The sequence below is a fragment of the Telluria sp. ZT3P25 genome (genome assembly GCF_059685895.1).
This window is the reverse complement of record NZ_JCASIJ010000001.1, coordinates 1,740,260-1,752,451: the sequence shown is the minus strand read 5'-3', so window position 1 is coordinate 1,752,451 and position 12,192 is coordinate 1,740,260. Positions and strand designations below refer to the sequence as shown.

General features: G+C 63.5%; 16 protein-coding genes. 3 read left to right on the top strand and 13 right to left on the bottom strand.

The window, feature by feature from the left end; genetic code table 11:
• Positions 1-118 precede the first annotated feature (118 nt).
• The 11 genes from lpxO to mltG all read right to left on the bottom strand — a co-directional run bounded on the left by lpxO (position 119) and on the right by mltG (position 8,210).
• Positions 119-1,018: a lipid A hydroxylase LpxO gene (gene lpxO, locus AC56LY_RS07960; RefSeq protein WP_482898715.1), complete on the bottom strand. Its 900-nt coding sequence runs from the start codon at positions 1,016-1,018 to the stop codon at positions 119-121.
• A 190-nt stretch (positions 1,019-1,208) separates the two neighbouring features.
• Positions 1,209-1,436, bottom strand: coding sequence for a DUF6139 family protein (locus AC56LY_RS07955; RefSeq protein ID WP_499578128.1), 228 nt, complete (start codon positions 1,434-1,436; stop codon positions 1,209-1,211).
• 114 nt (positions 1,437-1,550) lie between these two features.
• Complete coding sequence (locus AC56LY_RS07950) at positions 1,551-1,751, bottom strand: hypothetical protein (protein WP_499578127.1); 201 nt, start codon at positions 1,749-1,751, stop codon at positions 1,551-1,553.
• Positions 1,752-2,072: 321 nt separating this feature from the next.
• Positions 2,073-2,987, bottom strand: coding sequence for a class I SAM-dependent methyltransferase (locus AC56LY_RS07945; RefSeq protein ID WP_499578126.1), 915 nt, complete (start codon positions 2,985-2,987; stop codon positions 2,073-2,075).
• Positions 2,988-3,111: 124 nt separating this feature from the next.
• Positions 3,112-3,786 (bottom strand): ankyrin repeat domain-containing protein, encoded by a 675-nt coding sequence (locus AC56LY_RS07940; RefSeq protein ID WP_499578124.1) that lies wholly within the window; start codon positions 3,784-3,786, stop codon positions 3,112-3,114.
• A gap of 3 nt (positions 3,787-3,789) precedes the next feature.
• Positions 3,790-4,572, bottom strand: coding sequence for a TatD family hydrolase (locus tag AC56LY_RS07935; RefSeq protein ID WP_499578122.1), 783 nt, complete (start codon positions 4,570-4,572; stop codon positions 3,790-3,792).
• A gap of 53 nt (positions 4,573-4,625) precedes the next feature.
• Positions 4,626-5,144 carry a GNAT family N-acetyltransferase gene (locus AC56LY_RS07930; protein ID WP_499578120.1) on the bottom strand — a complete coding sequence of 173 codons (519 nt, stop codon included), beginning with the start codon at positions 5,142-5,144 and terminating at the stop codon, positions 4,626-4,628.
• A gap of 34 nt (positions 5,145-5,178) precedes the next feature.
• Complete coding sequence (locus tag AC56LY_RS07925) at positions 5,179-5,556, bottom strand: PilZ domain-containing protein (protein WP_332532138.1); 378 nt, start codon at positions 5,554-5,556, stop codon at positions 5,179-5,181.
• Positions 5,557-5,566: 10 nt separating this feature from the next.
• Complete coding sequence (locus AC56LY_RS07920; RefSeq protein ID WP_499581992.1) at positions 5,567-6,583, bottom strand: DNA polymerase III subunit delta'; 1,017 nt, start codon at positions 6,581-6,583, stop codon at positions 5,567-5,569.
• 2 nt (positions 6,584-6,585) lie between these two features.
• On the bottom strand, positions 6,586-7,194 hold the full coding sequence (tmk, locus tag AC56LY_RS07915) for a dTMP kinase (RefSeq protein ID WP_499578119.1): 609 nt from the start codon (positions 7,192-7,194) through the stop codon (positions 6,586-6,588).
• Between the two features lie 14 nt (positions 7,195-7,208).
• Positions 7,209-8,210: an endolytic transglycosylase MltG gene (gene mltG, locus AC56LY_RS07910; RefSeq protein ID WP_499578117.1), complete on the bottom strand. Its 1,002-nt coding sequence runs from the start codon at positions 8,208-8,210 to the stop codon at positions 7,209-7,211.
• A gap of 175 nt (positions 8,211-8,385) precedes the next feature.
• Here mltG and ygfZ point away from each other — a divergent pair, with 175 nt between their 5' ends.
• Genes ygfZ through AC56LY_RS07895 form a run of 3 tightly spaced genes read left to right on the top strand, consistent with a single transcriptional unit; the run spans position 8,386 to position 10,450 of the window.
• Entirely contained in the window at positions 8,386-9,390 is a 1,005-nt protein-coding gene (gene ygfZ / locus AC56LY_RS07905) for a CAF17-like 4Fe-4S cluster assembly/insertion protein YgfZ (protein ID WP_499578115.1), read from the top strand.
• 2 nt (positions 9,391-9,392) lie between these two features.
• On the top strand, positions 9,393-9,698 hold the full coding sequence (locus tag AC56LY_RS07900; protein ID WP_499578113.1) for a DUF4936 family protein: 306 nt from the start codon (positions 9,393-9,395) through the stop codon (positions 9,696-9,698).
• Positions 9,689-10,450, top strand: a complete 762-nt coding sequence (locus tag AC56LY_RS07895) for an NRDE family protein (protein WP_499578110.1) — start codon at positions 9,689-9,691, stop codon at positions 10,448-10,450. Before AC56LY_RS07900 ends, AC56LY_RS07895 begins: the two co-directional genes overlap by 10 nt.
• A gap of 20 nt (positions 10,451-10,470) precedes the next feature.
• Here AC56LY_RS07895 and AC56LY_RS07890 read toward each other — a convergent pair whose 3' ends face one another.
• Together AC56LY_RS07890 and AC56LY_RS07885 are read right to left on the bottom strand one after the other, a co-directional pair.
• On the bottom strand, positions 10,471-11,379 hold the full coding sequence (locus AC56LY_RS07890) for an SDR family oxidoreductase (RefSeq protein ID WP_499578108.1): 909 nt from the start codon (positions 11,377-11,379) through the stop codon (positions 10,471-10,473).
• Between the two features lie 23 nt (positions 11,380-11,402).
• Entirely contained in the window at positions 11,403-12,185 is a 783-nt protein-coding gene (locus AC56LY_RS07885; RefSeq protein WP_499578107.1) for an SDR family oxidoreductase, read from the bottom strand.
• Between the last annotated feature and the right edge of the window lie 7 nt (positions 12,186-12,192).

Here is a 12,192-nt window from a genome sequence, read left to right as displayed (position 1 = left end):
TCTCCGATAGATGAAAACAGAAAAGCCATTGTAGCGAGATCGGTAAATATACCGGTTTCGCTACAATGGCTTGTCGTGTTGTCTAAGTATCGGCGCAAGGCGGCGTTAGACCCGCGCGTCAGATCCAGTAAATGAATGCGGCCAGTGCGATGACCAGCGCCACGCGCGTGATGTTGTAGGCGGTCTTGTTCCACGCCTTGAAACGGCGGCGGTACTGGCCCATGTAGAACGAAATGCGGAACAGCTTGCTGACCAGGCCGACCTGGTCGCCCGTTTCGTTGGGCGATGCCGCGGCGGTCATCAGGTTGCGGCCGAGCCAGCGGTTCACGCTCTGCATCCAGCGATAGCGCATCGGACGCTCGACGTCGCAGAACAGGATGATGCGGTCGCTTTCGCTGCCGTTGATAGCCCAGTGGATATAGGTTTCGTCGAACACGACGCCCTGGCCATCGCGCCAGCTGTGGCGTTCGCCATCGACCTCGATGAAGCAACGATCATCGTTCGGCGTGGCCAGGCCCAGGTGGTAGCGCATGGAGCCTGCGAACGGATCGCGGTGCGGGTTCAGCTTGCCGCCCGGTGGCAGCTCGGCGAACATCGCGGCCTTGACAGAAGGAATCGACTGCAGCAGTGCATAGGTCTGTGGACACAGGCGCTCGGCCGACGGGTGGCTGGCGTCATACCATTTCAGATAGAAACGCTTCCAGCCATTCTTGAAGAAGGAATTGAAACCGGCGTCATCGTTCTGCTCGGCGGCCTTGATCTTCTTGAGCGCGAGCATGCTCTCGGCTTCGGCGCGGATGATGGGCCAGTTTTCCTGCAGGCGGGCCAGTTCGGGGAATTCGGAGAGCGGCGTGAACGGCGTATTGGGTACGCGCGAAAACTTGTGCATGAAGATATTGATCGGCGCCATGAACGACGAGTGATCGAAAATCTGACGCCGAAACGGAAGACGGACGCGGCCACGGAAATGGATGTGCAGGATCGATAACACGTAAAAACCGACGACAACCCACTTCATACCATCCTCCGTCCCAGTCCATTGCGTGGCTGGCTTGCTTGATCGAGGACGCAGAATACCACAACGGCTATGGGGCCGTTGCGGGTGGGCCGGGTTCCCGGGGGAGAGGCGCCGGCACATCGGCGAGGTGCGCGCCAGGCGCATGCCGATCTGATGAAACTGGCGGACCTGAGGGCCCGCGAAGGAAATCTTAGTGCGTCACCGACGTGATCGCATACCCTTTTTCAGCGATCTGGTCGCTCAGGTGTTCGATGTCGAAATCCTTGATGCCATCGGCGTTGTCTTCCACCTCGTAGCCCTTGGTTTCAATTTCCCAATCGGTATTGGTGGCTTCTTCAGGAATGCTCTTCGATTCCGGCACGGCCAGGTACGAAAACTTGCCGTCATGTTCAGCTCTGCGGTAGATATCCAGGCGCATATTATTTCCTCTATTTAATGATTGCTTTCGAATTGAAAGCGAGCATCTTCACAGTAAAAGATCGCGCAAGAATCGTCTGTTAATTGCCCAACACTCAGTCGTGCCAGGATGATATCAACGGCCGGGCTGCTGTCCCAGCACACGCGCCGGCAGCATGACGATGGCCTTGAGCAGGTTGAACACCGCATCGACACCAATCCCCAGCAGCCTGAACGGCAGCAGTAACAGCCAGACGACCGGATAGACCAGCAGCGCCAGCAACGCAATCGGCCAGCACACCATCAGCAGCAGCACCCACACCAGAAAACTCAGCATATTGCCTCCACATTGAACATGGAAGCACTCTACCCGCCACCGTTATCCGCAGGCTACCCCCATCCGACGCACAGTCAGTTTCCCGGCACGAACAGTCGCCTACCCCGATAAGCGGTCAAGGCAATAGCCTTAGGGCTCAATCCAAACAATTAGGGTCAGAGTCGAATTATTGAGCAACTGATTTACTGAAGTTGGCAAACAATTCGACACTGACCCTATTTATCCATCGAGCAATGACCCATCAATTGGGGTCAGAGTCGAATTATTGGGTAATTGATTAACTGAAGTTGTCAAACAATTCGACACTGACCCTGGTTGGGGTTAGGCGTATTCGGGGATTTGTTCGGTGACGGTCTGGGTGACGACGTCGGCCTGGATCGAGGCTTGCAGGGACGGGATCGAGCCGCCGGCGCGGTAGGCGAAGGACAGGCGCAGCAGGTCGCCGGCTTTGACGGTGATGGGCGTGTAGAGCGGGAGCGTCATGTAGTGGTTCAGCCAGTCGATCGTGGTGGCTTGTTCCTGCACGATGGCCAGGACGTTTTTCGTCACGAAGCGCATGGCGTTCAGGGTGCCGGACTGTTCGATCAGGACCGAGCCTTCCCAGGCGATCAGGCTGTCGACCGGTTGGCCGAAGTCGATGATGCTGTAGACGGCGGGCTGCGACAGCTCGATCGTGCCGGGCTGGACGACGCCGGTTTCCTGGAACTGGACGATCGGGGCGTAGAAGCCGTCGAAGTCGTATTCCTGCTGGAGGGGCTGGACGGCCATGATGACGGCTTCCGGCATGAACAGCGGGAGCGGGCCGCCGAATTTGGCGAGGTAACGGCGCTTGAACGACTCGATCACTTCGACCTGTTTTTCACGCAGCATGCCGACGTGGATCATTTCGCAGATGACGACATCGACCGGCTCGGGTGGCAGGTAGTCGAATGCGTCGGCGTGGACGACCTCGACCTTGTGGCCGTTCGGGTTCATGGCCAGGAAGCGGCGGGCTTCACGCACCATGTCCGGGTTGTATTCGACGCAATAGACTTTCGACGCTTTCTGCGCCGCGAAGAACGACAGCACGCCCGTGCCGCCGCCCAGTTCCAGCACCTTGGCGCCAGGGAAAACCGAGTAGTGGATGGCGGACTTGAAGCTGTGCATCCGGTTCTGGTCCATCAGCATATTGTGATGGTAGTGGACTGGAATGAACTGCCCCAGGTAGCAGCTTTCAATTTCGCGTTCGTTCAGCATGATTATCCTCGTCGTCCTGTGTAGTGGGACCGTAGGACTATTATGGATACTATTTCCTGCACGCAATCTGTCGAGGTGAGGGGCAAATAACGCCCAATTCAATTCACACGCAGTTTGCCGCCCATCAGCGGCCGGACAACAGCCCGGCCACTTTGTCGTGCCCGGCCTGCTTGGCCAGCTGGGCAGCGGTGAAGCCTTCGGTGTTCTTCAGCCCCGCGTTCGCGCCCTTGGCCAGCAACAGGCGCACGATCCCGTCCTGCCCCTCGCGCGCGGCCATCATCAACGGCGTCACGGCGCCGGACGGGCGTGGCGACAGTGCATCGAGCTTCGCCCCGCGCTCGATCAGTAGTTGCGCGATCGCGGCGTCGCCGCTGGCGGCTGCGTAATGCAGCGCGGTCCAGCCGGGCTGGTTGACCTTTGCGCCCTTGTCCAGCAGCGCGCGCACGGTGTCGCCATCGCGCTTGAACGCCGCCATCATCAGCGCCGTATTGCCGTTGACTGCCTTGCGTTCGAGGTCGGTGCCGGGATGCGCCAGCAAATCCTGCACGACGGCCGTCGAGCCCTCGCGTATCGCCAGCACCAACGCCGGCTCACCACCCAGCGGATTGAGTTCGTTGGCGTTGACGACGGTCCCGACCATCTTGCGCACAGTGCTCGCATCGTCCATCTGCACGGCGCGGAAGAACGACGACACCTGCTTGTCGGTCGGCGGCTCAGCCGCAAAGGCACCGGCACCGGCGGCCAGCCCGCCCAGCACACCCGCCGCGCCCAGGCGCGCCATCCAACGAACGATTTGCATGTGTCAGCTCCTGGCTGTCTGGAACAGGTTGAAGAAGTTCTCGCTCGTCTGCGCCGCGACATCGCGCAGCGACACGCCCTTGAGCGTGGCGATGTACTCGGCCACGTGCGCCACATAGCCCGGCTCATTCATGCGGCCACGGAACGGCACCGGCGCCAGATACGGGGAATCGGTCTCGATCAGCATGCGCTCGAGCGGCACCGCCAGCGCGACCGCCTGCAAATCCTTGGCGCTCTTGAACGTGACGATGCCCGAGAACGAGATGTAGAAACCCTGCTCCATGGCCGCCTGCGCCACCTCGAGCGACTCGGTGAAGCAATGCATCACGCCCGCCACGCCACCGGCGTCGATGCCGGCACCCTCTTCCTTCATCAGGCGGATCGTGTCTTCACTGGCCGCGCGCGTATGGATGATCAACGGCTTGCGGGTCTCGCGCGACGCGCGGATGTGCACGCGAAAGCGCTCGCGCTGCCAGTCGAGGTCACCCTTGAGGCGGTAGTAATCCAGGCCTGTCTCGCCGATGGCGACGATCTTCGGATGGTCCGCCAGGTCGACCAGCTGCTGCACGGTCGGCTCAGGGGTGTCCTCGTAGTCGGGATGCACGCCGACCGAGGCGAAGATATGGGGATACTGCTCGGCCAGCGCGAGCACTTGCGGAAAGTCCGGCAGGTCGACCGACACGCACAGGGCGTGCGTGACCTGGTTCTCGGCCATCTTGGCCAGCACCTCGGGCATGCGGGCGGCCAGTTCCGGGAAATTGATGTGGCAGTGGGAATCGATAAACATCCCGCCATTGTACGCGAGGCGCCCGGCCGCAGCACGGGCGCCACGGTCACAACTCAGGCCACGCGCTTGCCCAGGATGATCAGGTCGCGCTCGACGCCATCGAGGTTCGCCACGCGCGGGAAGTTGGCCCAGGTCTCGAATCCGTATTTACCGAACAGCGCCAGGCTCGGCGCATTGTGGCCGAAGATGAAGCCCAGCAGCGTGTGCACCTTGACTTCGGGTGCGAACGCGATCGCCAGCTCCAGGCAATAGCGCCCCAGGCCCCGGCCGCGCGCGCTTTCCGCGATATAGATCGAGACTTCCGCCGTACCCGAATACGCCGGCCGGCCATAGAAGTTCGAGTACGACAGCCAGCCAATCACCGCCGGCTGTTCGCTCGTGTCGAGCGCATCATGGATCACCCACAGCGGGCGCCGGTCGGGCGTGTGCTCGTTGAACCACGCTTCGCGCGACTGCACCGACACCGGCTCGGTATCGGCCGTCACGTCGCGCGAGGCGATGGTGGAATTATAGATATCGACGATGACCGGCAGGTCGTCGCGTCGTGCCAGGCGATGGACGTAGGAAGGCATGCAGCAAGATGGGTTAGTTACAAAATTTGGTTAGTTACAACGTATGGGTAGCGCGCGAAGAACGCAGCGCGGCGCCGAGGATCTCTTCGATGCGCTGGCGGGCACGCTGGCCCGATTCGTCGGCCGGGAAATGCACGCCGATGCCTTGCGCCTTGTTGTTGTTGGCGCCCGCCGGCGTGATCCAGGCGACGGTGCCGGCAATGGGGTATTTGTTCGGATCGTCCATCAGCGCCAGGATCAGGTAGATCTCGTCGCCGATCTGATAGGGCTTGGTGGTCGGGACGAACATGCCGCCATTACGCAGGAACGGCATATAGGCCGCGTAGAGCGCCGCTTTTTCCTTGATCGCCAGCGACAGCACGGACGGGCGCGGAGCCTGGGCTGCAGTGGCATCGGGCGGATTGGCGCTCATCGTGGTCCTCTCATGTACAGCAGCCAGTGTACTCAAGCAGCATGTCCTCGACAAATAATTTTGCCGACAGCGGATGATCGGCCACCGCGCGGCGCTCGTTCATGGCCTTGATCGCGCGCAGCAGGTTGCCCGTCTGCGCCCGGCCGGCCAGTGCCGCCAGCTCTTTCTGGTAACGCGGGTAGTACCGGATCTTGCCCGACAATTTAAGCGAAAACACGTCGTACAGCCAGCGCTGGGTCCACGCCACCAGCGCCGGCAGCTCGGCCTTGGCCAACTTGTCGGCCGCGCGCAGCGCCGCATCCGGCGCCGGGCGTGCCAGGAAGTTGAGCAGCACGTCGAGCTCTTCGCGGCTGCCATGCGCGGACGCGGCCAGCGCCGCCAGCGGCGCCCCGCCCTGCTCGCGCAGCCAGCTGTCGGCATCCGGCACGCTTTGCGCGTTGAGCCATGCCAGTGCGTCGCCATGCGACGGCATCGGCAGCGCAAACTTGCGGCAGCGCGACAGGATCGTGGGCAGCAGCCGGTCCAGGCTATTGGACGACAGCAGGAACACGGTGCCCGGCGGCGGTTCTTCCAGCGTCTTGAGCAATGCGTTCGAGGCCGGCGTATTCAGCGCCTCGGCCGGATACAGCACCACGACGCGCAAGCCCTGGCGGTGCGTCGAGATGTTCATGAAGTCAGCCAGCGCCCGGATCTGCTCGATCTTGATCTCTTTCGACGGCGCCTTGGTCGACTTCGATTTACGATCGCCGTCGCCTTCTTCGTCGCCCGCGCCCGGCTCGTCTTCGAGTGCTTCGGGCCGCACACGGCGGTAATCGGGATGGTTGTGCTGGATGAACCAGCCGCACGATGCGCAGACGCCGCACGCCTGGCCGTCAGGCCGCGCGTTCTCGCACAGCAGCGCCTGGGCAAACGCCTCGATGAAGTCGGCCTTGCCGGTGCCGGCCGGGCCGTGGAACAGGATCGCGTGCGGCATGCGCGCGCGCAGCGCCTGCAATTGGGTCCAGGCGGCGCCCTGCCACGGATACATCGTCACAGCAGGCGCTCCAGGACAGCCGCGAGTTCACGCTGGATCGCCTCGATGCTGCGCGTCGAATCGATGACGACGAAGCGCCCCGGGAACTGCGCCGCGCGGCGCAGGTACTCGGCGCGGCACCTGGCAAAGAACTCGGCCTGCTCGCGCTCGAACTTGTCGAGCGTGCGCGAGGCCGCAAGCCGTTCGCGCGCCACGTCGAGCGGCACGTCGAACAGCAGCGTCAGGTCAGGCTGCAGCGCTGGATGCACCCACGCCTCGAGCGCTTCCATCTTCTCGCGCGACAGGCCCCTGCCACCGCTCTGGTACGCAAAACTGGCATCGGTAAACCGGTCCGACAGCACCCAGTGCCCCATCTCCAGCTTTGGCGCAATCACCTGCGCAATGTGTTCGCGGCGGCTGGCAAACATCAGGAGTGCCTCGGTCTCAAGATGCATCGTTTCGTGCAGCAGCACGTCGCGCAGCTTTTCGCCCAGCGGCGTGCCGCCCGGCTCGCGCGAAGCGACCACGGTCTTGCCGCGGCCCGCGAGAAAATCGGTGACGAAACCGATATGGGTGGATTTTCCGGCGCCGTCGATGCCTTCGAACGTGATGAACTTGCCCTGCATGGAACAACCTTCTGTCATTGGGTGGTGATCCCGCGCTGGTAGCGATTCACGGCGCGGTTATGGTCCGGCAGATTGCTGGAGAACTGGCTGGTGCCGTCGCCGCGCGAGACGAAATACAGCGCTGGCGTGTCGGCCGGCGCGAGCGCTGCCTGCAGCGACTGCAGGCCAGGCAGCGAGATTGGCGTGGGCGGCAAGCCGCCCCGCGTATAGGTATTGTACGGCGTGTCGGTCAACAGGTCCTTCTTGGCGATCTTGCCGACGAACGCGTCGCCCATGCCGTAGATGACGGTCGGATCGGTCTGCAGCAGCATCCCGGTGCGCAGGCGGTTGACGAATACGCCGGCGATCATCGTGCGCTCGCTCTTCTGCCCCGTTTCCTTCTCGACGATCGAGGCCATGATCAACGCTTCGTACGGCGTCTTGTACGGCAGTTCCTTGTTGCGCTTGTCCCAGGCTTCGTTCAGGTGGGCCAGCATCGCCTGGTGCGCGCGGCGGTAGATCTCGATCTCGGACGAACCCTTCGCGAACAGGTAGGTGTCGGGGAAGAACAGGCCTTCCGGGTTTTTATAGTCGGTCGAAATCTTCGCCATCAGTTCGGCGTCGGTCAGCTTGACAGTATCGTGCTTCAGGCGCGTGTGGCTGCTGATCGCCTGGCGCATCTGCTTGAAGCTCCAGCCTTCGATGATCGTTACCGCTTCCTGCGCGAACTCGCCGCGCACCAGTTGCGACAGCAGGCCGCGCGGCGACGTGTTCGGCTTGAGCTCATAGCTGCCGGCCTTGATGCGGCCCGCGTCGCCCGTCAGGCGCGCCAGCAGCACGAACAGCGTCGGGTTGACGGGCACGCCGGCAGCGGCCATCTGCTGCGCGCTGGCGGCCACGCCACTGCCAGGGTTGATCGAAAATTCAATGGGCGCCCCAGGCACGGGCAAGGCCTGCTTGGTCCACCAGGCAAAGCCGCTGGCGGCAGCGACGGAAACGATGACGCCGGTAACGAGTAGTTTTTTTATCAGTGCCATGTGTTTGCGCGGTCAACGTGCGAAATGGACCGCGCCCGGCGCGATTTTCCACACAACTCTATAATGAGGCCGTAATGATAAAGCCTAATTGCCTAAATATAAGCGGATTTTGATGACGACCCAGACAGACATCCAGAACACGCCTTCGCCAGCACCTGGCCATGACCAACCTGGCATGCATACAGAGGTTGCAGACACGGGCCCGCAGCTCACGCTCGACAATGTCGCCGCCGGTTTCATCGCGACGGTACGCGACCAGGGCCTGATCGCCGTGGGCGGTGACGACGCTGCCAAATTCCTGCACACGCAACTGACCAACGACGTCGAGCACCTGACGGCGACGGACGTGCGCTTCGCGGGCTTCTGCACGCCGAAGGGCCGCCTGCAAGCGAGCTTCCTGATGTGGCGCAACAATGATGCCGTGTACCTGCAACTGCCGCGCACCATCCAGGCGCCGCTGCAGAAACGGCTGTCGATGTTCGTCATGCGCTCCAAGGCCAAGCTCGTCGATGCGACCGATGCGGCGCCATTCGCCACGGTGCTGGGCCTGGGCGGCGCCCGTGCGCAAGCGGCGCTCGGCCAGATCGTGCCGACGCTGCCAGCCACGCCAATGACCAAAACGGATGGTGCGTTCGGCACCGTGCTGCGCCTGAACGATGCGTTCGGCGCGCCGCGCTACTTGTGGCTCACGTCGGCCGAGACGGCAAGTGCCGCGCTGTCCGCACTGTGCACGCAACTCGCCGTCGGCGGCGACCAGGCCTGGCAACTGGCGACGATCCACGCGGCCGAGCCACAGGTCGGCCCCGCGACGCAGGAACAGTTCGTCCCGCAGATGATCAATCTCGAGCTGCTCGGCGGCGTCAATTTCAAGAAGGGCTGCTATCCGGGCCAGGAAATCGTCGCACGCACCAAGTACCTCGGCAAGATCAAGCGCCGCGCTGCGCTGGCCCGTATTGACGACGCGGATGCACGCGCCGGCGACGAAGTCTTTTCGCTGCTCGACCCGAGCCAGCCATGCGGCATGGTCGTCAACGTCGCGCCCAACGGCATGGGCGGCGCCGATGCGCTGGTCGAAATCAAACTGGCGCAGCTGACGGAAGAAGTGCGCCTGGGCTCGGCCACCGGCGCACGCGTGAGCTTTTTGCCGATGCCGTACAGCCTCGACGCGATCGACGACTGACGATGGCCGATCTGTCCGTCTCAGACCTGTACGTGTACTACAAGGTGCGCGACGCCGACACCGCGCAACTGGCCCCGCTGGTGCGCGCGATGCAGGCAGTCCTCGTCGCCAGCGAAGGCGTGCACGTACAACTCAAGCGCCGGCCCGGCAACCACGATGGCCTGCAAACCTGGATGGAAGTCTACCCGTCCGTCCCCGCCGGCTTTGACGCCGCGCTCGCGCGCGCCGTCGATCAGGCCGGATTCGAACCCCTGCTCGCCGGCCCGCGCCGTGTCGAAGTCTTTACGGAGTTGCCGCCATGTGCCTGATCGTCTTTGCATGGCACGTCGTCCCTGGCGTGCCTGTTATTGCTGCCGCCAACCGCGACGAATTCTATGACCGGCCCGCCCTGCCCGCAGCCCCGTGGCCAGAGCATCCGCACGTGATCGCCGGGCGCGACCTGCAGGGCGGCGGCAGCTGGATGGGCGTGTCAACCACGGGCGCGAACGGCCCGCGCTTTGCTGCGCTGACCAACATCCGCAGCCCGGGTGAACGCCAGCCCGATGCGCCGACACGCGGCGCGCTGGTGGCCGACTATCTGGCTGGCGAGCTCGATGCGGGCGCCTACGTCGCGCAGCTCGCGGCGCAGCCAGACCGGTACAACGGCTACAACCTGGTGCTGGGCGATGCCGAGAGCCTGTACTGGTACTCGAATCGCGGGCAACACGACCCACGCAATGGCCAGCCGCTCGAACGCGGCCGGATCTACGGCATCTCCAACGGCCTGCTCGACGCGCCGTGGCCGAAGGTGCTGCGCACGAAAGCGCAGTTCGCGAGCCTGTTGTGCCAGGGCGCGCCGGAAGACGCGTACTTCGAAATGCTGGCCGACACGACGCGTGCGCCCGATCTGCGCCTGCCGGAAACGGGCGTGCCGCTCGAGATGGAGCGGATGCTGTCATCGGTCTGTATCGAGTCCGAGGAATATGGCACGCGCACGTCGACGGTGGTCAAGCTGTACCTGAACGGCGCACCCGACCTGCACGAGCGCGTCGTGGTGCCGGGCGAGCAAGCTGCAGCTTGATGCGGTAGAGGGCCGGCCGCTCAGCGCCGCCCCTTGAGCCCCACTTTCAGGATATCCCGCAGATGCGGCGTGGCCGCATACGGATCCGGCGGCTGCCGGCCATGCACCAGCGTATCGGCATGCTCGGCCACGGTGCCCAGCGCCTGCGGATGCGAGAACACATAAAAACGCTCGGCGCGGATGGCGTCAAACGTCAGTTGCGCGACCTGCGCCGCCGACACCTTGCCCGAGCCGACCGCTTTTTCGGTCAGCGCCTGCGCCGCCATCTGGCTCGCCGTCATGATCTCGTCGGTGCGCAGTTCATCCGGCCGGTGCCGGTGCGACTGCGCGATCTGCGTCGGGATGAAGTACGGGCACAGCACCGATGTGCCGATCGGCGCATCGACCAGTTTGAGGTCGTGATACAGCGTTTCGGTCAGCGCCACCACCGCATGCTTGGACACGTTGTACAAGCCCAGTGCCGGTGAGTTGATCAACCCCGCCATCGACGCCGTGTTGACGACATAGCCCCGATACGCGGGATCCTTGGCCGCGCATTCGAGCATCACGGGGATGAACGCGCGCACGCCGTTGACGACGCCGTACAGGTTCACGCCCAGCACCCATTCCCAGTCTTCCTTGGAATTTTCCCAGATCAGCCCACCAGCGCCAACGCCCGCATTGTTGAACACGAGGTGCACCGCGCCGAAGCGCGCCATCGCCGAATCGGCCAGCTCCTGCACGTGCGCGCTCTTGCGCACGTCGCACACCATCGCGATCACGTCGGCGCCACCATCCATCAATTCCTCGGCAGCTTTCTCGAGTGGCTTGCGCTGCACGTCGCCCAGCACCAGCTTCATGCCCAGGCTGGCGGCCATGGTGGCGAACTCGCGGCCCATGCCACTGGCCGCGCCCGTAATGACCGCCACCTTGCCCTTGAAATCATCCATCGTCTTGTCCTTTGACCGTGCGTTCAGACAGCGGTGACGCCGCCATCGACCGCCAGTATTTGTCCCGTGATGTGCTTGCCGGCGTCGGAGGCGAACAGCACCACCGCGCCTTTCAGGTCTTCGTCGTCACCCAGCCGTCCCAGCGGCGCAGCAGCTGCCAGGCCCTCGGCGCCGTAAGCGGCCAGCACGCCCTTCGTCATTTTGGATGGGAAAAAGCCCGGCGCGATCGCATTGACCGTGATCCCGTGGCGGCCCCATTCGCCGGCCAGCGTGCGCGTGAAGTTGATCACCGCGCCCTTGGACGTGTTGTACGCAATGGTCTGCATCGCGTCCGGCGGGTTGCCCGACAGGCCGGCAATCGACGCGATATTGACAATGCGCCCGTAGCGGCGCGGGATCATCGACAGCTTGCCAACCGCCTGCGAGACCAGGAAGACCGAGCGCACGTTCAGGTTCATCACCTTGTCCCACGCTTCGAGCGGATAATCCTCGGCCGGCGCGCCCCAGGTGGCGCCGGCATTGTTGATCAGGATATCGACATGACCCAGGCGCGCGAGCGCCGTCTCGACCAGGCTTGTTGCATGCGCCGGATCGGACAGGTCGCCCGCAAAGCAGCTCGCCTCAATGCCCAGATCGTGCAGCCGGGCGACGGCGGCGTCGAGTTCCTCCTGCTTGCGCGACGTGAGGATCAGGCGTGCGCCCTGCTCGCCCAGCGCCTGCGCCATCTGCAGCCCGAGCCCGCGCGAGCCGCCGGTGACGATCGCGGTCTTGCCCTCCAGTGAAAACAGTTCCTGCGTGGTGCGCATACGGCCT